Below are 25,547 nucleotides of genomic sequence, written 5' to 3'. Positions count from 1 at the left end.
GCCTCCACCGCCCCGGGTGAGGTGCGGCGGCGGGCCCAGTAGCGGTGGGCCTGGTGATGGTGTGGGGAGTCATGATCAGGCCGCCACGATCGATTTGAGGATGGCGACGATCACCGGGGCGAGCATCGCCACGACGTAGCCGAGGCAGGCCGCGCGGAATGCGGCCTTGGCCTTTTCCAGCTCGCCCGGGTCGCCCGAGGCGATCACGTATCTCACGCCCGCGACGGTCAGGCAGACCGTGGCCACCGCACTCAGGATGCCGATCAGCCAATTGCGCGCATGATCGAGAACTTCATCCAGGGACGAGGCGACCTGTACCGGGGGTGTCGCCGCTGCGGCGGGACCGGCCACGAACACCAGCACCGCCAGCACGGCCACCACCGCCCACGCGATGGCCAGGACCGGACGTCGGACCCGTGCGAGCCGGATGCGGCCCAGGACGGCGGACATGGTGTCGGGGAGTCGGGTCATGCGCATCGCCGCACCTCCCGCTGTCCTGCCACCACGTCAGCCGGTGTGGTGCGGGTTTCGGGGGCGCTGGCCGCTGCTGAGTCCGGGTCCGCGAGGCGTTCGATCAGCCAGGGCACGAGTTTGTTTTCGGCACGCCAGCGTTGTTTGCGGACGTTCTCGTACGAGGCTGCGCCGCGAGGCTGGTCGGCGACGGAGATCATCGACCGCGACTCCCATCGGGTCAGCGCGATCAGCTCGGCCGCGTCTGCGGTGATGACCCCGTCGGCGACCGCGTCGGCCAGCAACAGCTCCGGGTGCCCTGGCGGGGCCTGCACCAGTTGCACGGGTGAGGAGGCCAGGTCCTGGTCGTCCAGGTCGGTCGCGCGGGGTGCGCTCGATTGCGTCCGTGCCCAGGAACGGGCCAGGTGCGCCATCGCGGACCACAGCCGGGACCACAGGTGCGGCGGATCGAGGTCGATCGCGTGGACCTGTTCGATGAACCCGGTCAGGATCTCGGACTCCAGCTCGCCGCGGGGCTCGCTGCCCGAGGCGGTGAATCGGCCGGCGAGCTCGACCAGCATCGGCACCGCGAGCCCCACGCACGCCGTCACCGCCTGCCCACCGCGCTCGTGCCAGCGTTGGCGTGCTCGGTCGATCAGCCATCGCCAGATGGCGTCGACCATGCCGAACGCGCGGGACGGATCCAGCAGTTGCTCGCGCAGTTCCCCCCATGAGCGCACCCCCGGCCCCGGCACCGGCCAGGAGTCGGTGAGCACCGGCTCGCGGGCGATCCGGTCGAATGCCGACCACGCCACCTGCAACGGTGATTTGTCTTCGAACCGTTGCCAGCGCCATGAATCCTCGCGCCCGCAATCGCTGTCTTGTGAATCCATCACCATGAACTCCTTGCTCGGTGAAAAGGCGAGACTTTCCGACCGCGCAAGGGCACCAGACACTTACCCCCGAATTACCCCGAAAATACCCCAGACGTACCTCGGAAATACCTCGAACATACCTCCGCGATACCCCCGACCCCGCCGTACACGAACGCCAGACCCGACCCGGACGACTCCACCACCGCCCACACAAATATGCTGTCTACCAGGCATGGGGTATCAGCGGGGGTACGCCGGGGGCACTGTCCCCCGCACGCCACACCGCACCCGAGGGGCCGGTCAGAAAAATTTTTCACATTCTTTTCGGCGGGGTTCTCCGGCGGCTGACACTTTCCGCTAGCCATTCCCGGAGCTGTGTCGCGCTCGGAATATTTTTGGATTTTTCGGGTAAGCGGTGTCCCGAAATGGGGGGTCTCGTGGAATTAAGTAAGTAGAAAGACCAATTCTCTCGAACCCCCCGTCAGGAGTACCCCGGTATGACCGCGCAGCCTTCGTATCGCCGCACTGCCCGATCCCCGCGCAGCACCGCCACGGTGGTGATCCCCTCCACCGTGTGGGCCGCTGGGAGCACGCCGATCGATCCCGATAACCAATGGCCCGGACCGATCCTCTCGCGCGCCGTGGACGAATTCTCCGCGCCCGGGGACCGGGTCCTGCTGGTGCCCTCGCCCGCGCCTGTCACGCGGGGGCGGCTGGCGCTGATGCCGCCGGACAGTTCAGCAGCGTTGGCCGCGATCAGCGACCGGGGCCGCGAGGGCGGGATCGAGTTCGGAATCCCCGGCACGGACCGCTCGGCCGACCTGGTCGTGGCGAGCCTGCTCGCCCCGCACCCCGACCCGGTGGCGGCGGCGGACCGGGTCGCCGGGCTCGCTCTCGCGCAGCTGAGCGAGGGCGGGCTGCTGGTGGTGCTCGCCCGCTGCACCCACAGCGCTACGGGTGTGCTGGCTGATCCCGCCGCTGCCGTCGTGGCCGCCGCCCAAGCCGTGGATCTGCTGTACCTCCAGCACGTTATCGCCGTCCCGTTGACCGGTGACGCCGTCGGCCCGCACTGTCCCGGCACACCCGCACCCGAGGACGCCACCGCCACGGTGCACACCGTCGTGCACACCGACGTGTACGTGTTCCTGCGGCCCCGGAGTTACGGGAGTTCGTCCGAACCCCAGGGATTTGCGCGGGAACGCGAGCTGGGCTCCACCTCGTCCGCCGCCTGAGCACTCGCGCGGCACATCGCGCGCCAATTCCGTTGTCACCGCCTCACTGATCGAAGGGGATACCCATGTCTGCATCACAGCCCGTGCCCGTGTCCGGAAAGGGTGGCCGTCCTGCGCGGTTGCTCACACAGAACCGCGAAATGCGGCAGATCGGGGTGTGGAACTGGTCTCTGCCCGCATGGGCCGGTCGTTTGCCGGATGGCCGTACATACAACACCTGCCCCAGCGCCGGAGTCTGCGCGCAGGCGTGCTACGCCCTGACCGGCACCTACATGTGGCCGGTCGTGCGCGCCAAACATCAGGGAAACCTGATGTTCGTGCTCGACGACCTGCCCGGCTGGGAAGCCGCCATGGTCGCCGAGCTGGGTGCCGCGAAATTCCACGGCGGCTGGATCAGGATCCACGACGCGGGCGACTTCTTCTCCGACGCCTATCTGCTGGCGTGGCTGCGGATCTGCCGCGCCCGGCCCGACGTGAATTTCTACGCGTACACCAAGGAAGTCGCCCGGTTCCGTCGCCTCGTCGAGCCGGACCCGCCCGAGAACATGCTGTGGGTTTACTCCTACGGCGGCACACAGGACGCGGCTCTGGACCCGGCGGTGGATCGCGTAGCGGATGTGTTTCCCGACGACGACGCGATCGCCGCCGCCGGATGGGCATCACAGGAAGCCAGCGATCTGCTCGCGGTCCTGGGCCCCCGGCTGGTGGGTGTCCCGGCCAATCGAATTCCCGGCCACCTCAAACGGCTGTCCGGTCGCCGGTTCTCCGAATGGCAGGCCGAGGTCGACGCCGATCACGCCGCCCGCCGGGACCGGCGGCACCTGCGCGTGGCCGCCGACAACACCCGCGACACCGTCGAGCCCGGCACGACCAGGCGTGCACCGGCCCCGATCGACCAGCCCCGGGCGGCCTGAGCGAATACGCCCCGCACCGATCTCGCGGCAGAGCCGCAGTCGTGACCCTCCGGCCCGCCTCCGAGCCCGCCCGGACATCCGCGCGGGTACCGCAACCGCCCCTCCGATATCGCGAAGGACATTCGATGACTCTCGACAACGACAACACCACCACCGATGCCGGGTCCGGGCGCGTGCCCGGGGTGTCGGTGTGGGCGACCGCGCAGAACGCTCCGGCGGTGCAGCGGCGCGGCCGGTATCACCCCGACAGCGCGGCGCATCCGGCCAAGATGCTGCCCGAGATCGTCCGTCACGCCGTGCAGGCGTACACCCGGCCCGGGGACCTGGTGCTGGACCCGATGTGCGGCATCGGCACCACCCTCGTCGAAGCGGTGCATCTGGACCGCCGCGCGGTCGGGGTCGAATACGAGCAGCGATGGGCGAAGGTGGCCCGCGACAACATCGCCCTGGCCCGCGAGGCCGGGATCGACACCGACGCGCAGGTGTACACCGGCGATGCCCGCGCCCTCGGAGCCCTGCTACCGGACGAACTGCGGGGTCGGGTGGATCTGGTGATCATCAGCCCGCCCTACGGCGACTCCACCCACGGCCGGGTCCACATGGGCCCCGGGCAGAGGGTGCGCAAGTACAACCACCGGTACGGGGCGCTGCTGGATCGAGGGCAGTTGGCCAACGTCAGCCTCGGGCGCCTGTTGAGCGGGTTCACTCGCATCCTGTCCAGCGCGGGCGAGATGCTGGCTCCTGGCGGGTACGTGGTCATCACCGCGCGCCCGTGGCGGCAGCATGCCGAGTTGGTCAACCTGCCCGCCTATCTGGCCACGTGCGGCACCCTGGCCGGACTGGTTCCCGTGGAGCGGTGCGTGGCGCTGCTGGGGCGTTTGGCCGAGGGCGACCTGATCGCCCGCAGCTCCTTCTGGCAGAGGGACTTCATCGTCAAGAACCGCCGCGGCGGACTCCCGCTGCATCTGATCGCCCACGAAGACGTGATCATCCTGCAAAAGCGTGAAACCCGCTCGGGTTCACGGACACTGAGCCATCGTCCGGGTGACCTGGAGGCGTTGCGGGCCTCGGGCGCGTGGGTGGGCGAGTACCCCGGGCAGGCGGCATGATCGCGCCCGCGCCCTCCCCACACGGGTGGCTGGCCCGGTTTCTCCTCACCCCCGGTGCGGCTCTGCACGGGGTGGCCGCAGCCGCGCGGCACACGCTCGGTTCTCCTGCTGCGATGGTTTCGGCGGTGGTGCTGGTCGCGGGGGTGCTCGCCGCGGCGCGGGTGCTGGTGTGGGTGCGGCGGCGTCGGCTGGCCGCTCATGCGCGGCTGATCACGGTGCTGACCCCGCCCGAGGTTCAGGTCAAGGGCGCGCTCACGCTGTGGTCGCACCTGATCGGACAGCTCCGCCCGGCCTGGAAACGGGCCTTGTTCGGGCAACCTCATCTGGCACTCGAATACAGCATGACCCCCGAGACCGGGGCCGCGATCCGGCTCTGGGTGCCCGAGTGCATCCCGCCGGGCTTGGTCGAGCGGGCCGTGGCCTCGGCGTGGCCCGGCGCGCACGCCCACACCGCGACTGCCGAGGCACCCGTTCCCGACTCGACAGCCGGGACTCGCCGGCTGTTGGTCGGTGGCGCGCTGCGGTTGGGCCGTCCCGAGGCGCTGCCGTTGCGAACCGACTACAGCGGGGATCTCGTGCGGGACCTGATCACCGCCGCCGACGATCTCGCGCCCGGCCACGCCGCCTGCGTGCAGATCCTGGCCCGCCCGGTCACCGGCCGCCGCGTCCAGCGCGCCACCCGCAGCAACACGGCCACCGGCACCCGCACCGGGCTGGTCTTCGCGTTGGTGCGTGAGGTGTTGAACCTGATCGCCCCCGGCCCGGTCGCCGCCCGGTCCCCGCGACCGGGTGCCTCGACCGGGGCTGGTGACCGGCAGAGCGCGATGGAGTACACCGCCGCCGCGCGGGCCGCCGCCGCCAAGGCTCGGGGCCCGCACTGGGAGACCCTCGTCCGGTACGCGGTATCGGTCCCGCTGCCACACGACGGCGATCCCGAGCAGGTGCGGCGCGAGCGGGCGGTGGCGCGCGGGCGCGCGGATGCGCTGGCGACGGTGTTCGGAGCCTGCACCGATCTGAACTTCTACCGTCGGCGTCGGCGGGTGTGGCTGGCTCGGGCGCTGCGTGAGCGGTACCTCGGGCGTGGTGATGTCCTGTCGGCGCCCGAGCTGGCCGCGATCGCGCACCTGCCCTTCGACCCGAGCCTGCCCGCCCTGCAACGCGCCGGGGCTCGTGCCTTGTCTCCGGCGCCGGAGATCCCGATCTCCGGGCCGCACACCAAACCCCTGGGTGTGGCCGACTCGCCCAGCGGTCGTGCGGTCGCGGTCCGAGTCGCCGACGCCCGCCACCACGTCCACATTCTCGGCCCGACCGGGGTAGGCAAATCCACGCTCCTGGCGCAGCTGATCCTCGACGACGCCGAGGCCGGACGCGGGGTCATCGTGGTGGACCCCAAAGGGGACTTGTGCACCGATGTCCTGGCCCGGCTACCCCGCAGGCTCGCCGACAAGGTCGTGCTGTTCGACGCGGACTCCCCCACCCCACCCCCGTGCGTCAATCCCTTGGACATCGGTCATATCGGCCGGGCCCGTATGGATTTGGCCGTGGACAACCTGGTGACGATCTTCCGCAGGATTTTCGCCCAATGGTGGGGACCGCGCACCGACGACGTGATGCGCGCGAGCCTGCTCACCTTGTGCGCCCAACCCGGCACCGCCACCCTCGCGGACCTGCCCCGACTGCTCACCGAACCCGCCTTCCGGGCTCGGGTCACCCGCACCACCACCGACCCGGTCCTGCGCGGGTTCTGGGACAGCTACGAGGCCCTGTCCGAAGCCGGACGCGCCCAGGTCATCGGCCCCCTGCTGAACAAACTCCGGGCGGTGCTGCTGCGGCCGTTCCCGCGCGCCGCGATCGCCGCCGGACCCTCCACCATCGAGTTCAGCGACGTCCTCGACGACGGCGGGATCTGCCTGGCCCGCCTGCCGAAAGGCTCCCTCGGGGAAGAGACCAGCCGCCTGGTCGGATCCCTGCTGGTCGCGCGGACCTGGCATGCCGCCACCGCCCGCGCTCGCCGCCCCGCAGCCGACCGCGCCGACGCGTCCTTGATCTTGGATGAGGCGCACAACTTCCTGAACCTCAGTACGCCGGTGGAGGACATGCTCGCCGAGGCTCGCGGCCTGCGCCTGTCCCTCCTACTCGCGCATCAGAACTTGGGCCAACTACCGAGGGAGTTGCGGGACGGGATCTCCGCCAACGCCCGCAACAAGGTGATCTTCGCGTGCAGTCCCGACGATGCCCGCGAGCTGGCCCGCCACACCACACCGTGGCTGTCCGAACACGACCTGACCCACCTGGACGCCTACCACGCCGCGGCAAGGCTCCTCGTACACGGCCAGCAAGCACGCCCGTTCACCCTCGCCACCCGCCCCCTGTCCCCGGCCATCCCCGGACGCGCCCGCGAGATCACCGCCGCCGTCCGCGCCCGCCACACCGGCCCCGCCCCGGCCCCCAACGACCGCCCCGAACTCGACCCCCGCACTCCACCCCCGGCCAGCGACCCCCGCCTGTCCTGACCACCCGAGGCAACCCTCACCGGTGGCGCGCATATCGCAGCGCCGCCGGGCGGGCCTCCTGCCTGCTCTTCGGGATTCGCCTCCTGTCCTGAAAGGCCCCTCTGCGATGATCACTCGTCCCGATCGGCAAGCCGATCTGCGTGCTCCCCGCCCCACCCGGCCACCAGAGGCCGGCGCGTTGGCCGCGCGGTTGACCGACCGCGACCGCTGGATCCTGCGGATGCTGCACGAGCACCGCGTGCTGACCACCACCCAACTCACCGACCTGGCCTTCCCGACCGTCGGGATCGCCCGCCGCCGCCTGGCCGCGTTGCACCGCGCCGGGGTCCTGGACCGGTTCCGGCCGCTACGGGTCCAGGGCAGCGCACCCGCGCACTGGGTCCTGGCCCCGGCCGGGGCCGCCGTACTGGCCGCCGAAGCCGGGGTCGAGGTCCGCGAGCTGGGCTACCGCCACCACCGCACCCTGGCCGTAGCCCACAGCCTGCACCTCGCGCACACCATCGGAATCGCCGAATTCTTCACCACCCTCACCACCACCGCCCGCCACCACCCCGACGCCGCGGTGCTCGAATGGTGGTCCGAGAACCGCTGCCGCCGCCTCTGGGGTGACCTGGCCAGACCCGACGCCTTCGGCCGCTACACCCGCACCGGAACCCGCCTCGATTTCTTCCTGGAGTTCGACCTCGGCAGCACCAGCCTGCCCCGCGTCGCAGCCAAACTCCTCGGCTACGCCGAGCTGGCCCGCTCCACCGGCGTCACCACCCCCGTCCTGTTCTGGGTGCCCACCGGCCGCCGCGAACGCACCGCCCGCCAGGTCGTGCGCGAAACCTGGGCGCGGCTCCCGGACCCCGCCACCGTGCCCGTCGCCACCGCCGCCGCCGACCTGCTGAACCCGGGCTCGGCGCATCCCAGCCCCGCCGACCGCGTCTGGCTCCCCCTGGACACCACCGGCCCCGTCCGGGTGCACCTGCACGAGCTGAGCACCGCCTGGCCCACCCGCACCCCGGCACCGGGCACCGCCGAGGCCGAGCACGCCTCGCCCGCCACGATCGCCGGATTCGTGGACCTGCCCGCGCCACCACCGACTCGGCTGATCCTGCCGGACCTGCGGTGAGCCCCGATGCCGGTCAAAACACTCGCCGGGGGCTCGGCCGCGGTCGTGTTCCTGATGGTCCTAATTGCGGCCGTCGTCGGCACCGTCGCCGCCCTCGGCGGTTACCGACCCCCGATGCCCAGCCCTACACCCGGGGGCGGGAGCACACCGAGCCCAGCCGCGCGGGCGGACATCCCGCCGGATCTGCTGGTGCTCTACCAGCGTGCGGCGGGAGACTGCCCCGGACTGGACTGGTCGACCCTCGCCGCGATCGGGAAAGTCGAAACCGACCACGGCCGCTCAACCCTGCCCGGAGTGTCCACGGGCGAGAACTTCGCCGGGGCAGGCGGACTCATGCAATTCGAACAGTCCACCTTCGACGCCGTCATCGCCCGGCACCCGTTACCCGCCGGTGGAGCCACCCCGCCCTCGCGGTACGACGCGTCGGACGCGATCAACGCCGCCGCCTACTACCTGTGCGACTCCGGCGCCGCCCGAGACCTGCACGCGGCGATCTTCACCTACAACCACTCCGACGCCTACGTGAACCAGGTCCTGGGCCAAGCGGCCCGCTACCGGCTCGACACCACCTCCGGCAGCGGCGACTGCCGCACCATCCAAGCCGCCAGCACTGTTGCCGCACAGGCGATCTCGTTCGCGTGCGCGCAATTGGGGCAACCTTACGTGTGGGGAGGCAACGGACCCGCCAGCGGCGGCTGGGACTGTTCTGGCCTGGTCCAGGCCGCCTACGCCCACGCCGGAATCTCCCTGCCTCGCACCACCTACGACCAAGTCAACGTCGGGCCCCGCATCCCGGAAAGCCAACTCCAACCCGGCGACCTCATCTTCTACGCCAACCGCAGCGACGGAGTACACCACGTAGCCCTGTATTTGGGGGCCGGAAAAATCGTGCACGCACCCGATTTCGGAAGTCCTGTCCAGGTCAGCAACTACCGATATCCCGGCGATGACTACTACCTCGCAACCCGCCCCAGTGAACGACATTCATCATGTAGGTCCTCATGCTTCTTGACATCTTCTCACCTATTTGGCGTTCGACTGGCGCGTCGCCGCCGACCTCAGATATCGCCGCAGGTCAAGGACGTTCAACGACAAGCCTGGCGCCGACGCATTCGCAGTCCACTGCGCCACGAGCGAAGAAAGTGCCACTTCGATGAGAAAAACCCATGCCAATCCGTTGAGAAGCACCAAAGAATCCCCAGTTCAGCTCGCGCCCATATGCCAAGTAGGACGAGAACCTACACATCATCGCAGGGAGATTCTCGTGACTGATCATCTCGGCCTCGCCCTTGTTACGCCGATCTCGCCGCGGCGCTACGCCGTGGAGAATTCCAGGCTTGCTGCGTGTCGGAACCAGGCCATCGCCCACGGTCCACCAGCCCCTCGCGAGCGCGCTGAAACCTCGCTACTCGTATTCCCCGACACCGCAGGAGATCCCACCGCCATGCACATCCCCCCGCATACACACCACCACACCCGCCGTTCCGCGCGCGCCCTGCTGTGCGCCGCGACCGTGGCCGCGCTGGTCCTGTTCGGCGTCGGCCCCGCGACCGCCGCCCCCACCCCGACGAGTTGCCCTTCCCGGACAGCGATATTCGTCTCAGGCGCCCAGGACACCACCACCGCCGCCAATTCGAGCCAGCCCGCCGCGATACTCTCCCGGATCGGGCAGGGCCTGCGCACACGCTACGGCTCGGACATCGAGATCCGCACACTCACCGCCACCACCTCCTACAGCCCATCCACAAACTCGGAAACCAGTGACACGCAAGCACTCTCGTCCGCCCTGGCCAGTCTGTGCTCGTCGACACGAGTCGTGCTGGCCGGATACGCCCGGGGCGCGAGCATCGTCGGGGACCTCGCCGCGGCCATCGGCACCGGCCACGGCCCGCTACCCGCGTCGCGGATCCTCGCGGTCACGCTGATCTCCGACCCGCACCGCAACTCGGGCACCCCGCAACTCGGGACCGCCCAGCCCGGCCAGGGCATCGCCGGTCCTCGCAACCGCGACTTCGGTGCCCTCGCCGGCCGAGTCCGCACTCTGTGCGCCACCACGGACCTGACCTGCTCGACCTCGCCGCAAGCCGCACCCGCACTCACCGCACTCGGACGCGCCTTCACCACCACACCAGCAACCAGTAACGACTCCGCCACCCCCACCCAAGCCTCCACCCCGCCAACAGATTCAGCTACCGACCAGGGCCCTGAGTCCGCCACGACAGCAGAAGACTCGACCAGCGAGCTGGACCCGTCGCAAATCATCGATCAGGTGGTCACCGTCCTTGCGGGGCTGAGCGGGTTCGCCGCCGACGTACCCGCGATCGTAAACGATCTCGCACAACTGCCCGGACTGATCGCCACCGGCAACATCCCCGAACTCCACCGGGTCTCCGGCGACCTCAACAACCAGTTCGCCCCGCTGGTGACCACGGTCTCGGAGATCGATCTGCACTTGGTCGCGCAGGCTCTGACACTCGCCGCGCCCCTGGATACTTCCGGCTGGACCGCCGTGGCCGCGCAGATCGTCAGTATTCTGGCCAACCTCGACATCGGGCACATCGCCGCCGACATCGGCCGAGCCCAAGAGATCGCCTGGGGCGCAGTACAAAAACTCACCACCGGCGACCTCGCCGGTGCCGCACTCGCGCTATCGGGGTTCATCCCCCTTGCGACCGATCTCGCCACCACCGCGGCCTCGGCCCTGATCGGCGACGCCGGTACACACCTGTCCAGGCTCGCCAACGCCTTCACCTCTGCCACCACCCCCGACACCAGCACCGCGCTGACCGATCTGGCTCGCCGAGGCGGCGACGCGGCCCGCTCGACCGCCTCGGGCATACAGAACGGCTACACCGCCGCCACCGGGCAAGCCCTGCACTGGCTGACCAACCAAATCGACCACACCACATAACCGCACTCGCCTCGGTGTGGGTTCTCGCTAAAGACTTCGAATTCTCACCGATTCTTCGTCTTCGGTTCGGATTCGAAAGATTTGCGAGAATTCGTCGGCGTGTCGATCCGACCTTGGTGGTGCAGGGCGCTGCCCAGTGCGAAGACGATCTCCGGGTCGTGGGGTTCGTAGAGGTAGACCATACGAAGTGGATCGATACATGCTTGCCACTGTTCTGCGCTGTACCGTGATAAGCCGAGCAAGCGATTCACCCCAACGTGATAGGGCCACATCGTTCGGGCTGCCTCGGCGAACTCGAGTGTGTCCATTGCCGCGGGATCGTTGAAGTGCTCGAGCAGCGCCGACACAGCACGGAGTCGCTCAAGTTGGGCGTCGATGCCTGCGAGCACATCGGGTGCCGCACCGGCCGATGCGAACTCTGCACGTGCCCGCTCGGCTGGCTCGACGCGGCCGAAGCGGGTGATCTCCAGCTCGCAGAGCAACTCCCACACCTTCAGCGTGTCGTCGACAACGCGAACGGCCTTGTAGCACCAGGTGATTGCGGTGTTCGGTGTCCCCATCAGGGCCTTGACCATATGCACGAGATGATCCGGGTTCGATCCGGTCTCCAGCCACTGGTTGGCGAGCTGGCCGGCTCGGACCGAGTGCCCCATCCGCGCGGTTGCCATGACGCTGACGAACAGCAGGTCGGGGTGCATCGGATGGGTCTCCAGCACCGGCTCGACAATCTGCAAAGTCGCCTCGTAGTCGAAGATGTTGAACCGGTCCACGGCGCGCCGGAAAGCCGCACGCACCAGAGACGACCGATCCTCCTCGATCTGTCGGAAAGCTTCGTCCACCTGAGACGACCCAGAGCGCAGTCGCAGCCCTGCATGGCCGAATTCCACGCCGAAGATGCGCGTTTGGAGCTCGACCGGCCAGTCCCCGAGGAAATGCAGCTCTCTTACTATCACCCGAAGCCCCATGTCACGCTCTATGCCGGCCATCACATCGTTGATTTCGCGGAGTTGGTCGAGATACGCAGCGTCGCTACGCTTTCGGTGGACCTTGAGGACTCTTTCTCGCCCGCCGTCCTCGAGGTCCTCCAGTTCGAAGACGATCTTCTCAACACCCTCGCCGATGATTGGGCCGATGCGGTAGCGCAAGGAGTTGATCTCGACAACGCGGCCGATGAACGATTCCGGTCGGTCGCGCTCGGTGATCGTGGTCAGTTGTTCGTTCATCTCTGCCTCATAGGGAAAGCCGCGACTCGAGCGGCAGCGCGAGATAGAGCGGCGTACCGACCAGCCGTGGTTTCCGAATGTCGGTCAGATAGATAATCGCCTGGAACTCTGGTTGCGCTCTGCCGGTGAGGAAGTCGACGTTGCCGGAGTGCATGTGCAGGCGTCCGTCCGCGGCGGCACTGAAGCTGAAGTGGCTGGCCGAGCAGGTGACCTCGAGGACAGTGTCGGGAAGCTCGGTTTGTAGGTAGACGAATCGGTCATCATACCGAACCGCCTTGTATCGCCCGCTGTGTCGATACGCGCCTGGCTCGAGGTGATCGTCGGACTGGATCGCCTCGGTGAGGTCCGGCAGTCCGCCCGGCTGGCTGTCGAGCTTGCGGGTCGCTAGTTGTAGGCGGGCAACGAGTTGTGGTCCAGCATCGGCCCGCCGTCGCAGGCCCGGGGGTCCGTATTGTGGGCCTTCCTCACCTGTCGCTGCTGCTGTGGACTCGACGTCGAATGTGCCCACCAGTTGGTCGAGCTTTCGGCTGGAGATGTAGCAGTAGTAATAGTTCGGGGTGGCGAGGATGCTCAGGGCACTGCGGTACAGGGCATTGAGGTGTTCGAGTTTCGTACCACGAAAGCTGTTGAGCAGCAAGGCAAATAGAACCACGAGGATAGCAAGAATCGCGATCGTGACCGCGCTGGGGCGGATGACGAGTAGCGCGGTGACCGTGAGACAGCCGAGCGCCACCGGCCAGATCAGGGCCCTGAAGGCGTTCGCGGCGTCCAGGCGTTGTGCGACGTCGGGCCAGGTACCAGCGTCCTTGGTCAGGCGCGCTGCTCTTTCGTAGACACGCTCATCCTCATCCGGCGCCAACGGTCTGTTCTCGAGCTGCCGCCGCACTTTCTCCGCGATGTCTGGTTCGGGGACCAGTCGATCCCAGAACCTGCTGTTGTGGATGGCGAGGTATGCGAGCAGAACAGCCAACGGAGCGACCGCGACAGTGAGGGCTGCCTTTGCTTCCGACCCGAGACCGATGCTGAAGACCAGAGTCTCCAGCAGCCCGAGGACGATGACGCTTATGAGTCCAAGGCCCGGCTGGCCGGATAGTCCTGCCCGCCGGACCATCTTGTCCAGGGTCCCCACGTCAGCCACGTTAAGAAGTATGCGCGGCCAAGGGGGACGGCGTTGCCGTTCAACCTTTTTCGGCACGAAGCCGCGCGCGCTTCGACGCTCGCAGGGCGGCGAGCTCATCGGCCGAGGAAAGCGAACTCTTGGTGAGAAAGCCGGGACGAACGAACGGCGAGAAGGACCGACGAATCCGCACGACGCCCCAGCTCGGCGTGAACTATGAGGCGAGAACCTACACTCGGACCCGACGGCCGACGGTCGCCGCATCCCCCGGTTTCCGGGCAACGCACAGGGCCGCCAGCACGATTGCGTGCTGGCGGCCCTGTGCGCGGTGCGGGGGAATTCAGTCGCTGCGGGGTGTGCGGGGGCGGGGTGCGGGGGTGTCAGGATGCGTTCGTGCGGCGCGCGTGCAGTCGTCGCAGGTACCCTCGAGGCGGTTCACTATCAAGTTCTGCGGGGTGATGGTGACAGTCTTGAATTTCCGGCAGCCCTTGCAAAATCCAATGGTGCGCATGAATCCCTTTCCTGGGGACCGTGTTTCGGGCGGGGGCATTGCCCGCTTGTCCGGGGCGGTAACGGCCCCCGGGCAGGGCCACACAGTGATCTGCGCGGTCCTGCCCGGGGGTGTCGCGGCGGGGCAGTACCCGCCCGCTAGGCGGCGCGTGGGGTGGCCTTCGGGTCCGGGTTGTGCGGGAACCGCCACGTCGGCAGCGAGTCCAGCAAGGTGATGTAGTAGCCGTGGTAGTCGTTCACGACCGCCACGGCCGCCGCGTCAAGATCGGCGTGGATGGTCCCGGTCAGTGGCCCGCTGGTGATGTGCACCAAGGCCGTGTCGAGGTAGAAGCGGGCCTCGGTGCGCTGCTTGCGGAAGACCAAGAACACCGGCATCCACTGCGGAGCCTCGACGGGGTCACGCAACTGCGCGACCGCTTCGGCGGTGACCTCGAGCCACATTTCGAGACTGTCCGCTGCGTGCGGCGCGCTGGCGAACACACGGTGCAACGCTGCCGCGACCACAGCCTCGACGACCTGGTGAGAAGTGTTCTCGTGCATGAGATTTGACCTTTCGGTGACAAGAGACGAATCGAACAAGGCAGGTGCGCCCCGGGTGCGCCGGGACCGGGAACGGTGGCGAACACGCGGCTCGCTGGTCTCGGCGCACCCGTGGGCGGTCAGGAGGTGGCGGCGAGGGCGAACTTCCTGGGGTGCTCGCTGGTCTGGCGGGCCGTGCCCAACTCGGTGAGCTTGACCAGCGCCTTGTGCACGGCACCGCTGGACCGCGACAACGCCTTCCCGATTTCGTGCGGGCTGAAATCACCGCCCGGGTTCTCGACCAGGAAGTCCTCGACCATTCCCCGCAACGCACCCGCTGCCAACGGCACCGTTACCGGCTTGTCCGCGTCCGCCGCCGCATCGGGCCCGGCCGACGAGTCCCCGGGGGTCACCGCTGCGGGCGAACCGGTGGCGTCGGGCGCGGGCTGGTCGGTGCCGGTGGCCTCGCCGGTATCGGGCACCTGATCCGGCTCGGGCACCGCGTCGGCGAGTTCCGGTGTGGCGGTGCGGTCATCGCCCTCGGGCTGGGAAACCGTCTCGGGCTCGAGCACATCGGATTCGGTCGTGTCGGCGACATCGGCCGGATCGGTGGCGGCGCTGGCGGTGACGCCGGTGCGGGACCAGTGTGCAGCGGCACGGGGCTTGTCCGGGTCGCGGTCGCGTCGGACGGTACCGGCGGTGGCCCAGGTAGTCAGGATGCGCCGCGCGGTTCCGCCCGACATTCCTGCCGAATCGGCCAACGCGGCGGTGGTGGATCCGGGGTGGGCTTCCAGCGCGGCCCACAGATTCCGTTCGTTGTCGTTGCCCAGCACCGGCATATCGGCCATGGGTGTGGCGGGGGCGGGTGTGGCGTCGCTGGTGCCCGTTGCCGGGCGCGTGGTAGCGCGGGTGTTCTTTGTCCGTGCGGACATACTGGTTCCTTCCTGACAATTCAGGGTGCAATGGATATCGGTCAGGTCCCGGCCGGGACGGAAACACGCCGCAGAAAACGAATCCCCGGGGAATTCGGCATTGTTCCCGCCACCATTGGCGCTCGATACCCCGTCATTGTCAAGTGGTGCGCGCAAAAAATAAATTGCTGTCGAATTCTTCTCGTCCGTCGACCGGAATTCGCGAGGCTAATTCGACGAGACTAATTCGGCTCGTCCAGGTTCTCCTTTTCCGGAGAAAGCCGATCCGAGCCGGGTGCGTCATCGAGACGATGCCACCACCGCGTGAGCCGCGGTGGTGGCCAGGCCGGGGTGCTGCTCGGTAGGCAGCGACCCGCGAGGGCGCGGGGTCAGGTGATCGTCGGGGATCAGTTCCGCCTCGGTCAACTCGAGGCGCAGGCCCCGCAACTCGCCCACGGCCTCGTCGAATTCCCGGGCAGGGAATTCGACCGGGTCGTGGTCGGGCAGGTGCCCGCAACGCATGGCCTCGGCCAGAGTGCTCAGCTGCCGGGCCAGGCCCTCGGCCCGGTCGGCCACATCGTGGTGGCGTTGCCGCATCAGAGCCTCCGCGTGGGCGCGCTGGTCAGGGTCGGGCCGGTCATCCTCGACCGTGAGCGCCGCGCCCACGGCGGCACCGAACTCGTCGCCGGGAATGGCGGAGATGGTTTTCGGGGCGTTGGTGGGGTTGTCAGCGATCATGGCGGAGTGCTTCCGGGATGGCGTGGAGTGTCGGAAACGATCGCGGGACACAGAGGTATTCACAGCTCACAGAGGGCGGTTGATGGCGTCGCGGGTGGTGTCGCGGACGTCGAAGCCCACGGAGGTGACCAGCAGGATTCGCAGGTCCTCGAGGAGGTCGGCGGTGGTGTCCTGATCGACGTACGCGAAGGCCCACTCGGCGATCACTTGTTCCTGCTCGGTGCGGGGGCCGCAGTGCGCGTCCCACCAGCCGAGGCCGTCAGCGGCTCCGGCGGTGACCGCGCGGTCGACATCGCCCCGATAGCCGTGCAGCACCTGATCGAGGATCTGAACCAGCGCGATCGCCCGCGTGACGCGGGCAAGGAATGCCTCCCGTGCGGGCTGGTCGTCGGGGTAGAACTCGTGCGCGCGGCGACCGCGTTCGGTCAGGATCTCCGTGGCCGGGGTCGGCCAGCCCGTGAGAGCCTCGGTGCGATAGGTGCGGTGGGGGTGTGTCATCGATGAGCCTTTCGTGTGATGGATGCCGAGGTCGCTGTCGCGAACAGACCCGCCCGGAGCCTGCGGCGTTCGTGAGCCGGGACCTCGTGCGTCCTTTCTGCGTGCGGACATATCGGTTTCTTTCTCACAATTCGACATACGTGGATAGTGGTCATGTCCCGGCCGGGACGGGAACACGCCGCAATAAATGAATCCCCCGGGGAATTCGGCATTGTTCCCGCCACCATTGGCGCTCGATACCCCCGTCATTGTCAAGTGATGCTCGCAAAAAAATAAATTGCGGTCGAATTCTTCTCGTGCCTTCGACCGGAATTCACGAGGCTAATTCGACGAGACTATTTCGACTCGTCCAGGTTTCCGCTTTCCGGGAAAGCCGATCCGAGCCGGGTGCATCGTCGAGACGATGCCACCACCGCGCGGCTCACGCGGTGGTGGCCGATGAGGCCCGAGTGTGATCAGTCGGCAGTCACGTCCTGGGGCTCGTGCTCATGGTCCGGGGGCGCGGGGTCATCAGCGGCGAGCACCTGCGCGTAGACCAGATCGCCGCGCAGGTCCCGCAAGTCCTGTACGGCGTGGAGGAAGTCCTCGGCGGCGAATGTCGCCGGGTCGGGATCGGGGAGCCCTCCCTGGCGCACGGCGCAGGCCAGGGCAATGAACTGCCGGGCGATGGCCTCGGCTTGGTCGGCCAGTTCGTGATGGCGTCTCCGCACGAGATCGCTCGCGTGGGCGCGCTGGGCTGCGTACAGCTCGCGCATCCGCTGATGCCAGTGTTCGGTGGCTCCCTCGGCGGGCACCAGGTGCCAGGGGCGGGCGAACCCGTACTCGCCTGCCGGTGTCCGCACAGAACACACGAAAATGCCGTGGTCGGTGGAGATCCTGGCCACCGTGACTCGCAGGTCGGGCCGGTCAGCGAATGCGAACTCATCCCCCGCCCGGATCAGGCACTCCTCACCAGCGGTGAGGGTATCGGTCTCGGGGATGGTTGCCGTGTCGTTGTCTGTCATGGCGAAGTCCTTCCGGATTGTCGAAAGTGTTTGCGGTGCTGAGTGATTCGCGGGCAGCTGACTGCCGGTCGGTGGGGTGGTCAGCGCGTAAAGGGGTTGGGGCCGAACATCTTCGTCCAGCAATCCGGGCAGGTACGGGACTTCACGAACTCGCGCTCGGGGTCGGACAGGTGCGCGAGGGCGTCCTGGATCGGCATTCGCCGTCCGAGCCACGCGGTGTACTTGGCCTCGTTGACCTGGAAGCTCTCACTATTGTCGCAGGTGTCGCACGTGGCCTCGATCCGCAGATCGAGATCGTCGTGGGACGGGAGGGGGATGGGGTGGTTCATGGGTGACTCCTTGGGTTGGGGTTGTGGGTTGTGGGAGGTTCGGGGCGGGCCGCTATGCCCGCGCGTGTGGCTCGCCGGGGCGGTGCGGCCTGATCGATGAACCAGCCCTCGCCGCCCACGCGGGCGAGCGGTCCCCCGTAGTGGCGGGCGTTGGGCATATCGCCCACGGCGAATCGGGTTCCGGTGCGCCGATATCCCAGCGCGCGGGGTGGGTGGTTTCGGCGGTCAGCGGGCGGGCGATCCATCCGCCGACGACGACGTACAAGCCTTCGGAGTCCTGTCGTACCAGTGGCATGACATCTTCCTTTCGAATTATGTTGTGTGGTTGGGTAATTGGGGTTTCTCAGCACGTCGCTTCGCGCCCCGGGGTGCGGGTGTGGCACACCCGCACCCCGGGGACGGGGTGGTTATGCGCTGCGTACGGCCGCGACAGCAGCGCGGGCGATGGTGGCGGCGGTGAGAGTCGGATCGGCGAGCACGTGCTCGGTCACGCCTTTCATCGGCGCGCAGTGCTCATCGGGGGACAGCCACAGCACTGCGCATCCGCTGGCGCGCAACCGATCGATCCGGTGCTGAGCGGCAACGCTGGGCTGGGGCCGGAAAAATCCGTCGGAGATGATCACCAACAGGCGGGTGTGTTCGGGCCGGGAGAGTCCCAGTGCGCCGTCCAGGGCAGCCACGGCCACATCGATGGCCTCGTAGTTGTCCCGCGCCTCGAACTCGGTGACTTTCTTCGGGGCGGTGTCCGGGTACGTGACCGGGATGACCTCGCGGCCGAACGTCAGCGTGGCGGTCTGCGCGGGCATCGAGGCCAGCTCGGCGGCGGCGGCGATGATCCATGCCGCCGAGGCCACATCCGCGGTGTACTCCCGCATCGATCCGGACACGTCGCAGGCGATCCCGACTCGCAGCGGCGGCACGGGCACCGGTTTGCGGGTGGTGCGGGTGAACGGTTCGGCGGTCGGGATCGCCCCGGCCGCGCGCTGGGCATCGCGCGCCATCACCCCGCGCATCCGCAACCGCCCCGGGGGCAGCGCCGAGGTCGTTTTGACCGTGGTGCGATCGCGCTGGCTGGCCGTGTTCAGCGCACGCGCCAGAACCCGCGCAGCGGAACGTTCGCCATCACGCGGCGCGCGGGTGGCGCGTCCAACGGACCGTTTGCCGAATACGCGCTTGGCTGCCCTGTCCGCGCGCTGGGCAGCATCGGCCTCTTTCCGCGCGGCGTCCTCGGCCTCTTGCGCGGGGTCGGGCGGCGGTGTCTGGTCGGCCACGCTTTTCGCGATGTCGCCGAGTGTGCCGACGATGGCCTCCCCCAGCGGGGAGCCCGGTTGCGGGGTGGTGTGCGGCGCTGGGTCGACCAGGTCGACCCAGCGCCGCCCGAGTTCGAGCATGCCCGTGGTGTTGGTGTCCGAGAGCCGGTGCGCGATGCGCCACAGCGTCCGCAACTGCCGCAGAATGTCACGGCCGAGCACATCCTCGATCGCCGCAGCCGCCCGCGCACACTCAGCGACTTCGAGCACACCGGCATCGATACGCGCCAGCATCAGCGCCGCAGCGTGGGCGGCAGCGTAACGAGTCGGGGCGATCTGAGCGACGGCGAGCTCGCCGCCGGGGGTGTCGGCGAACACCAACTCGCGGGTACTCGCGCGCAGCCAATGCCGATCGGCGGGGCGTCGGCGCACCTGAGCAGCCTCGATACGGGACTCTTCCAGCAGGTCTGCCGCACGGGCGATCTCGGGATCGGTGTCCGGGCGAGGCTCCCATCGGGTATGCGCGGCGTGCGCGCATTCGTGGGTCAGCGCGCCCCAGGTCGGGGCGTAGCGGTACCGATCGGCAGGACGCCACGGGCGCGCGGTATCCGGGTCGATGCCCAGGTTGGTGCCTTCGATGGCGATCGTGGCGATAGCGGGAACGAACATCGCCAGCGCGCCACCAGCGGCACCGGGGGCGATAATCACGGTCAGATCGTCACGGTCAGCGATCTCGGGGGTTTCGCTGGTCATCGACTCGGACAGGGACTTCCACCCGGAGCGGGCGGGCAGGGCAACCGGCGGGGCGGTGGTGGCGGTAACCACGTGCGGGGCGGTCATAGCAGGGAGATCCCTTCGGGTTGGGGCGGTGCACCGGAGTCCCCGGTGCACCGGGGACGAGTCAGGACTTGGACTTGATGCGGGCACCCAGCGACAGGGGCTTATAGACGGTGCCGAATGCGGATTTGATGACTTCGATGACGATCGCGCGATCTTCTTCCGGGGCGGTACCGATCACGTTCGCCGCAGCCGTTTCCGCTCCCACAGCGGCAGCAATCTTGCTGAAAGCCAACAACTCCCGAAGTTGGGGAGCCCAGCCGATCTCGCCCTTTTCCACGCGCTTGGCCAAGTCCCGAGCCACGGTGACCGCGCGCTTGTCCACCCCGAGTCCAGCGGCGAGGTCGTAGTCCGAGATCACTTCGACCTGGAAGCTGAAACGGGAGGCCAGCGCGTCGGACAGGATCGCACCATGCACGCTGGGGTTGTGTCCCGCGACGATGAAAAAACCGGGCACAGCCGTAATGACCTCGCCCTTATGGGCTTTGATGACGATCTCTTTGCGCCCGTCCATCGCCGGATACACCACCGACAGCACCGTGGGCGGGATCAGGGTGGCGTCATCGATGAAAAGGACTCGGCCTTCGGTCATCGCCCGGACCAATGGGCCATGAATGAAACTGAAAGTGCCATCAGGGTTTTGGGCGTACTCGCCGACGAGGTCGGCAACGGTGGTGTCGCAATCGCCTTGCACGGTCAGCAAATCCCCGTATGCCGCTTCGATCAGACTCGTCTTGCCGGTTCCGGGCGGGCCGTACAGCAGTACCGGGACTTCGGCCGCACGCATCGTGCGCAGCACTTCCACATCCGCACGGCCTGCCAGTTCCCGCAGGTGGTATTCCTGCCCGTTCGGACGCGTCACCGTTGCACCCGTCACAGCCGGTACCGCAACCTTCGGCGCTTTCGGGGGTGTCGGTGCCTTCGCAGCCTTCGGCGCTTTCGCAGGCTTCGGGGCTTTCGGTGCCTTCGGGGCGGATGCCGGGGCTACTGGGGCAGGGGTGGCAGTTCCAGCCGCAGCGCTGGCCGTGGTGGCGGTGGCCCGGTAGCGCACGGGTTTCGGTTGGGTCAGCTCAGCGTGACCGGCCCCGGTCAGCGTTTTCAGCGCTTTGCCGATCGCACCGGACGAACGTCCCAGGATCTTCGAAATCTCACGCGGACCGTATTCCGTGGTCGGGTTGTCCGCCAGCACGCGGGCCACCATGCTGCGCAGTTCGCCCGAACCCAGACGGACACCCGAAGCGGGTATGGATGCGGTGGGGGAAGTCATCAATTTCTCCTATTTCAGCAGCGTATTCCGGTGCGCGCCGACACAGCCGTAACGGCGTACGTGTGGCGAAATCAGCATTCGGAATTCGTGAATTCCCGGTAATTTCCGGGCACGATTCGACGCTAGCTCGACTCTTCCCGTGAATGCAACCCCAAAAATAGCCTTTTTTCCGGAAATTTCGGCAAGTCCACCTGAAAAAGCAGCGCAATTCCGGATCGAAATGCAACAAACATTCCCGGATGGGTGTTGCTAGAGCGCCGCCGATAGAAGAGTAATAAAAAGAAAAGAATGTGATCGGAGGATATGAGGGGACGATACATATGGATATCGACGGGACGGACTTGACGTACGGATACCGGGTCAACACCGTGGGGCACGGCCGCCGGATCATGTCCCTGTACTGCTTCGGGGACATGATCCTGGGTCGCCCCAGCGCCCCTGCACCCCCTGCCAGCAGGTAGTTCTCGGCGGCAGGGTGGGGTGATTTGACCAACCCACGGAACAACCCACGGAACACCCCACGGATCGAGCACCCCGATACAGGGAATGTCGAGGCGTCGATGAATTCGTGACCAGACCGCCGCAAAGACATATCCCCCGGCCCGCGCCACATATTTCTCGACTACATTTCCAGGCGAGCCGACAGGGCAGGAGAGAAAGCAGGCCACCACGAAGAAATCCCACTATTTCCAGTATATCGAACATTCGATCCGGCGGTAATTCTCACCGGCAGGAAATAATGCGGTGCATGATAACCACAGAAGGAATGGCATCGAATTTTCGGATGGCGGATGCTGTCGGCAAACACGGTCGCGGAGGCGGCAGCCTCGGGCTGGTGCGAGGGGTACGCGCCGGGCAGCATGGTCGCGTGGTGGGTCATCTCGCGGTGTTTCGGAGATGGTCCAGCAGCGCTCGTGTTTCCCGGCTGGGTGTGGTGTCGATTTCGGCGAGTTTTTTACTCAGGAGGGAAAAGGTGCGGGCGAGCGCGTCGTATTCGCCCAGGCGCGCGTGCAGGCGAAGAATGTCTTGCCAGAGTGTTTCGTTGTAGGGGTCGGTTTCGGCGGCGGTTTCCAGCATGCCCAGAGTGGTGCGAGGGTCCACGGTGACGGTGTGGGAGGCCAGCCATCCCAACGCGTTGAGAGCATCCCGCCGGGCGGCTTCGCGGAGCGGATCCAGCCAGGGGCGCGACAGGTCGGTCGCCAGGGGCGTGGTGGCCAGGTCGATGATCCGCTGAGACGCGGCGACACGGTCCCGCTCGCCACGGGCTGTGCGACGGGTGCTCACCGCGGCGGTGAATTCCCAGTAGTCGACCCTGACCGTCGCCGGGTTGAGGCGGTAGCGCATGCGTTCGTCGGTCAGCAGCGCGGCAGCGTGGGAGGCGTCGGTGGCTGTGGCGATAGCGGTCCGCAAACGGCTGAGCAGGTTCGACAACGCATGGCTGGGCCGCTCGGGCGGCTGCTCACCCCACAGCGCCTCGAGCAGCTGGGCTCGCCCCAACCCCTTGGGGTGCAAGGCAAGCACCGTCAGCAGCTCCCGACTCCGGGGTTGCACCCGCTCGGTGATCTCCACCCCCGCCGCACCACTGTCCGCACCCTCGCCACCGCGCCACAGAATCCGGGTCGGCCCAAAGATCCGGATCGCCAAACCAGGCTCGCCGCGGCGCGCGGGCAGGCTCGGCGACGCGCTGTCCGGCGAGGCGCTGGTACCCGGTGGCGGAGCAGCATCGAGTGAGGAAGCAGACGGCGGCACGGGACGCGAGGCACGCGGCGCAACAACGGGTTTCGTGGGTGCAGCGGTGCCAGTGGGCTCGGTGCCGACAGCGGGGCCGGGCTGCGTGGGAGGGGCCGGTGGCGTCCGGGGCCCTGGCTCGGCCTGGGAAGCCGGGATTGTTCCCGGGCGTAGCCCAGCAGGCAGCTCGAGCCGATAGACCGAGGGTTGCACCGGTGCGCGGCGCAGACCCCGAACGCGGCCACGACGCCGAGCCCAGGTGTGTGCAGGCGGGTTGGTCGCGACGGCACTCGGAGAGGCCGGTGCGGGTGGTCGGAGCTGGGTGTCGACGGTGCGGGCGATAGCGCGGACCGCGTGCAGCAGGCGGTTGCGGCGCTGTGGCGGCCAGTTCCTGCGTAGCAGCGCGGTCGCGGAATGCGGTGTGTGCGGCACAGAGGCCAGTACCGGGACATCCACGGCGCTCGCGACGTGGCTGTCGAGGTCCGCGCCCAGCAGCAGCACTCCGGGGCGGCGGGCGTGGCCGGCGAGCTCGCGGATCTGCTCGCCGGTGCGGTACGCCTCGACGAGGCCACCGTGCACGAGCACCAGGCACGCGTCCGCACCGGACAGCAGTGGTGAAAGCGCGGAGTCCGGGCCGGGTGCGCCGCAGTCGGCGATCACCGTGGCCCCCAGCTCCCGCCAGGCCGCCAGCTCGTCCAGGCGGCGATCGTGGTGGCAGCCGGTCAGCAACATCGTCACCCACGCCGTACGCAGAGGATCGGGGCCTGGCGGCGCGGCCAGGAACCCGACATCCCCGGGAAGAGTTTGCAGGTGCTCAGCGGCCCGCACAGGACCACCACCGGCACGCGCGGCCCAGGACACGCTCGCCAGGCCACGGTAGGGGTCGCCGTCGACCAGCTCGGCGAGCTGCCCACCCGCTGGATCAGCCTCGACCAGCACCGCCGGTTCCGGCCCCGGCCAGACGCGGGCGAGCGCGAGCGCTGTGGTCGTGACCCCGGTCCCGGGCGCGAGTCCGGTCACCGCGATCAGCAGCGGACCCGAACCGGCGGGGACGGTGTGCGCGGTGGTAGGAGTCATGGCACGGGGACAAGGTTCGAGATCACCTCAGGACCTCCGAGGCTCGGTGTCCGGGGTATGGGTGGACCCGGTGGATTGATCGAGGTGGGTGCGCAGGACGTGGTCGAGGGTGCAAGTGATGGTGTCGGTGACGCGGGCGGGATGGGTGCGGGGAAGCTCGTGCCCGGCACCGGCCACGACGTCGTAGTCGGCCCACAACGCGTCCGCCAGCCGGACCGCACGCTGCGGCGGCACCAGCGGATCGTGTTCCCCGGCGAGCACCGCCGAGGGGATGTGCCGCAGGCCCATGGCGACCCCGGTGAAAAACCCGAATCCCCCGGCATACGCGGCCAGGACATCCACGCGCACCCTCCGCTCAGCAGAGCCCAGCCCGCGGCGGTGGCCGTCGGGGTGGACGAGGCGGTAGCCCAGCACGGCCTCACCCGCCGCGGTGACCGCGCCCAGCCCCCGGTGTCGCCGGAGCCGGAGCAGGCGCTGTGGCCAGCGGCGTAGATACCGTTGCAGCACAGGGGGATCGGTCGAGGCGTTGAGGAACACCAACCCGGCCAACGCTTGTGCCTTCTCGCGGTGGGTGGTGGCGTAGGCGTGCACGAGCTGCGCGCCTTCACCATGCGCGATCAGTACCACCGCCCCCGACGCGTGCGCCAGCACAGTGTCCAGGTCCCGGGCGAGGCGGGCCACGGTGGTGACCTCACTGCGGTGCGGCGCCTGGGAGTCACCGTGCCCGCGCTGGTCGTAGGTGATCTGACTGACCGCGCCACACAGATGCTCATGCACACCGATGGTGACCGCTTCCCAAAACCGGCGCTCACGTAGCAGCGGGTGCACATACACCAGCGTCACCGCCGCTGAGGCTCGCCCCAACCGGGTAGCGGCCAGGCGTACCCCATCGTCGGCGTCGATGCTCAGGTGAACCTCGGGAGGGGTCATCGGTGCGGGCTCCTGCCTGTAGTTGTGAGGCCAAATACTGTGGTGGGCCGTGGATTTCGCTCGATGGTGTGCACGGGTTTCAGCCCTGTTCCTGGACATGGCTGATCAGCAGCCCGCCGCCGGGGCTGCCCGAGACGACGTTGATCACCTGCAAGTAATCCACGCGCTTGTGGTCCGGATGCACCTCGACGAGATGGACATTCGCCGCGTTCAGGCTCAGCGGGGTGACCGCGAGACAAAACACGGTGCCGACCGGGATGGTGGCGATCCCGGCGGCCAGCGACTCGGTGGTGATTCCGGACTCGGGGGCCAGCACCCGCATCGCCGCCGCTGCCGAGCGCTGGGTGTAGTAGGCGACTTCGAAGGAGGCGATCACCCCGGGCACTGTGGTGGTGTCCCCGGCACGATCGGTGACCACCGTGCCCGACAGCCCCGCACACGCACCCGCGCCCTGTGTGGTCGATACCGGTGTCGCCGCCGCCGTCCCCGGC

23 protein-coding genes are annotated in these 25,547 nt (G+C 68.1%); 7 read left to right on the top strand and 16 right to left on the bottom strand.

From position 1 onward, the window contains the following. Positions 1–75: 75 nt before the first annotated feature. Positions 76–471, bottom strand: coding sequence for a pilin (locus NM2_RS10555; protein WP_067667301.1), 396 nt, complete (start codon positions 469–471; stop codon positions 76–78). Continuing rightward, entirely contained in the window at positions 468–1,343 is an 876-nt protein-coding gene (locus NM2_RS10550; protein WP_157121023.1) for a hypothetical protein, read from the bottom strand. The genes NM2_RS10555 and NM2_RS10550 overlap by 4 nt, the downstream gene beginning before the upstream one ends. Positions 1,344–1,822: 479 nt before the next feature. Between NM2_RS10550 and NM2_RS47355 the strand changes: the two genes are divergently transcribed. From NM2_RS47355 to NM2_RS10515, 7 genes are all read left to right on the top strand, one after another. Next, positions 1,823–2,557, top strand: coding sequence for a hypothetical protein (locus NM2_RS47355; protein ID WP_084530689.1), 735 nt, complete (start codon positions 1,823–1,825; stop codon positions 2,555–2,557). A 65-nt stretch (positions 2,558–2,622) separates the two neighbouring features. Next, entirely contained in the window at positions 2,623–3,471 is an 849-nt protein-coding gene (locus NM2_RS10540) for a GP88 family protein (protein ID WP_169816153.1), read from the top strand. Between the two features lie 125 nt (positions 3,472–3,596). Beyond that, positions 3,597–4,580: a TRM11 family SAM-dependent methyltransferase gene (locus NM2_RS10535; protein WP_084530687.1), complete on the top strand. Its 984-nt coding sequence runs from the start codon at positions 3,597–3,599 to the stop codon at positions 4,578–4,580. Further along, on the top strand, positions 4,577–7,093 hold the full coding sequence (locus NM2_RS10530) for a helicase HerA domain-containing protein (protein WP_084530686.1): 2,517 nt from the start codon (positions 4,577–4,579) through the stop codon (positions 7,091–7,093). The genes NM2_RS10535 and NM2_RS10530 overlap by 4 nt, the downstream gene beginning before the upstream one ends. A gap of 106 nt (positions 7,094–7,199) precedes the next feature. After that, positions 7,200–8,207, top strand: coding sequence for a replication-relaxation family protein (locus NM2_RS10525; RefSeq protein WP_067667115.1), 1,008 nt, complete (start codon positions 7,200–7,202; stop codon positions 8,205–8,207). Positions 8,208–8,213: 6 nt separating this feature from the next. Beyond that, positions 8,214–9,479, top strand: a complete 1,266-nt coding sequence (locus NM2_RS10520; protein ID WP_067667113.1) for a C40 family peptidase — start codon at positions 8,214–8,216, stop codon at positions 9,477–9,479. Beyond that, positions 9,472–11,118: a cutinase family protein gene (locus NM2_RS10515; RefSeq protein WP_169816152.1), complete on the top strand. Its 1,647-nt coding sequence runs from the start codon at positions 9,472–9,474 to the stop codon at positions 11,116–11,118. Before NM2_RS10520 ends, NM2_RS10515 begins: the two co-directional genes overlap by 8 nt. A gap of 44 nt (positions 11,119–11,162) precedes the next feature. Here the strand turns inward: NM2_RS10515 and NM2_RS10510 are convergent, their stop codons facing one another. The 14 genes from NM2_RS10510 to NM2_RS50165 all read right to left on the bottom strand — a co-directional run. Further along, a complete protein-coding gene (locus tag NM2_RS10510) occupies positions 11,163–12,341 on the bottom strand; it encodes a tetratricopeptide repeat protein (protein WP_067667109.1) in 1,179 nt (392 codons plus the stop codon). Positions 12,342–12,348: 7 nt separating this feature from the next. Next, positions 12,349–13,479, bottom strand: a complete 1,131-nt coding sequence (locus NM2_RS10505) for a hypothetical protein (protein ID WP_157121022.1) — start codon at positions 13,477–13,479, stop codon at positions 12,349–12,351. 627 nt (positions 13,480–14,106) lie between these two features. Beyond that, positions 14,107–14,508: a hypothetical protein gene (locus NM2_RS10500; protein ID WP_067667105.1), complete on the bottom strand. Its 402-nt coding sequence runs from the start codon at positions 14,506–14,508 to the stop codon at positions 14,107–14,109. A gap of 119 nt (positions 14,509–14,627) precedes the next feature. Beyond that, on the bottom strand, positions 14,628–15,419 hold the full coding sequence (locus NM2_RS48920) for a helix-turn-helix domain-containing protein (protein ID WP_157121021.1): 792 nt from the start codon (positions 15,417–15,419) through the stop codon (positions 14,628–14,630). Between the two features lie 279 nt (positions 15,420–15,698). Then, complete coding sequence (locus tag NM2_RS10490) at positions 15,699–16,136, bottom strand: hypothetical protein (protein ID WP_067667101.1); 438 nt, start codon at positions 16,134–16,136, stop codon at positions 15,699–15,701. A gap of 66 nt (positions 16,137–16,202) precedes the next feature. Continuing rightward, entirely contained in the window at positions 16,203–16,634 is a 432-nt protein-coding gene (locus NM2_RS10485; protein ID WP_067667099.1) for a hypothetical protein, read from the bottom strand. Between the two features lie 455 nt (positions 16,635–17,089). Beyond that, positions 17,090–17,638, bottom strand: coding sequence for a hypothetical protein (locus NM2_RS10480; protein WP_067667097.1), 549 nt, complete (start codon positions 17,636–17,638; stop codon positions 17,090–17,092). 80 nt (positions 17,639–17,718) lie between these two features. Further along, entirely contained in the window at positions 17,719–17,967 is a 249-nt protein-coding gene (locus NM2_RS10475) for a hypothetical protein (RefSeq protein WP_067667095.1), read from the bottom strand. A gap of 52 nt (positions 17,968–18,019) precedes the next feature. Next, on the bottom strand, positions 18,020–18,262 hold the full coding sequence (locus NM2_RS48915) for a hypothetical protein (protein WP_157121020.1): 243 nt from the start codon (positions 18,260–18,262) through the stop codon (positions 18,020–18,022). A gap of 112 nt (positions 18,263–18,374) precedes the next feature. Beyond that, positions 18,375–20,057 carry a VWA domain-containing protein gene (locus NM2_RS10470; protein ID WP_067667093.1) on the bottom strand — a complete coding sequence of 561 codons (1,683 nt, stop codon included), beginning with the start codon at positions 20,055–20,057 and terminating at the stop codon, positions 18,375–18,377. A gap of 61 nt (positions 20,058–20,118) precedes the next feature. Then, complete coding sequence (locus NM2_RS10465; RefSeq protein WP_067667091.1) at positions 20,119–21,321, bottom strand: AAA family ATPase; 1,203 nt, start codon at positions 21,319–21,321, stop codon at positions 20,119–20,121. An 876-nt stretch (positions 21,322–22,197) separates the two neighbouring features. After that, positions 22,198–24,126: an AfsR/SARP family transcriptional regulator gene (locus NM2_RS10460; protein ID WP_067667089.1), complete on the bottom strand. Its 1,929-nt coding sequence runs from the start codon at positions 24,124–24,126 to the stop codon at positions 22,198–22,200. Between the two features lie 27 nt (positions 24,127–24,153). Beyond that, positions 24,154–25,056: an alpha/beta fold hydrolase gene (locus tag NM2_RS10455; RefSeq protein ID WP_067667087.1), complete on the bottom strand. Its 903-nt coding sequence runs from the start codon at positions 25,054–25,056 to the stop codon at positions 24,154–24,156. Positions 25,057–25,135: 79 nt separating this feature from the next. Continuing rightward, positions 25,136–25,547 (bottom strand): DUF8176 domain-containing protein (locus tag NM2_RS50165; RefSeq protein WP_439956857.1); only part of this gene is annotated, 412 nt, incomplete at its 5' end.

Source organism: Nocardia miyunensis NBRC 108239, assembly GCF_001613065.1.
Classification (GTDB): domain Bacteria; phylum Actinomycetota; class Actinomycetes; order Mycobacteriales; family Mycobacteriaceae; genus Nocardia; species Nocardia miyunensis.
The sequence above is the reverse complement of the archived record's forward strand: the minus strand, read 5'-3'. Positions and strand labels throughout refer to the sequence as shown.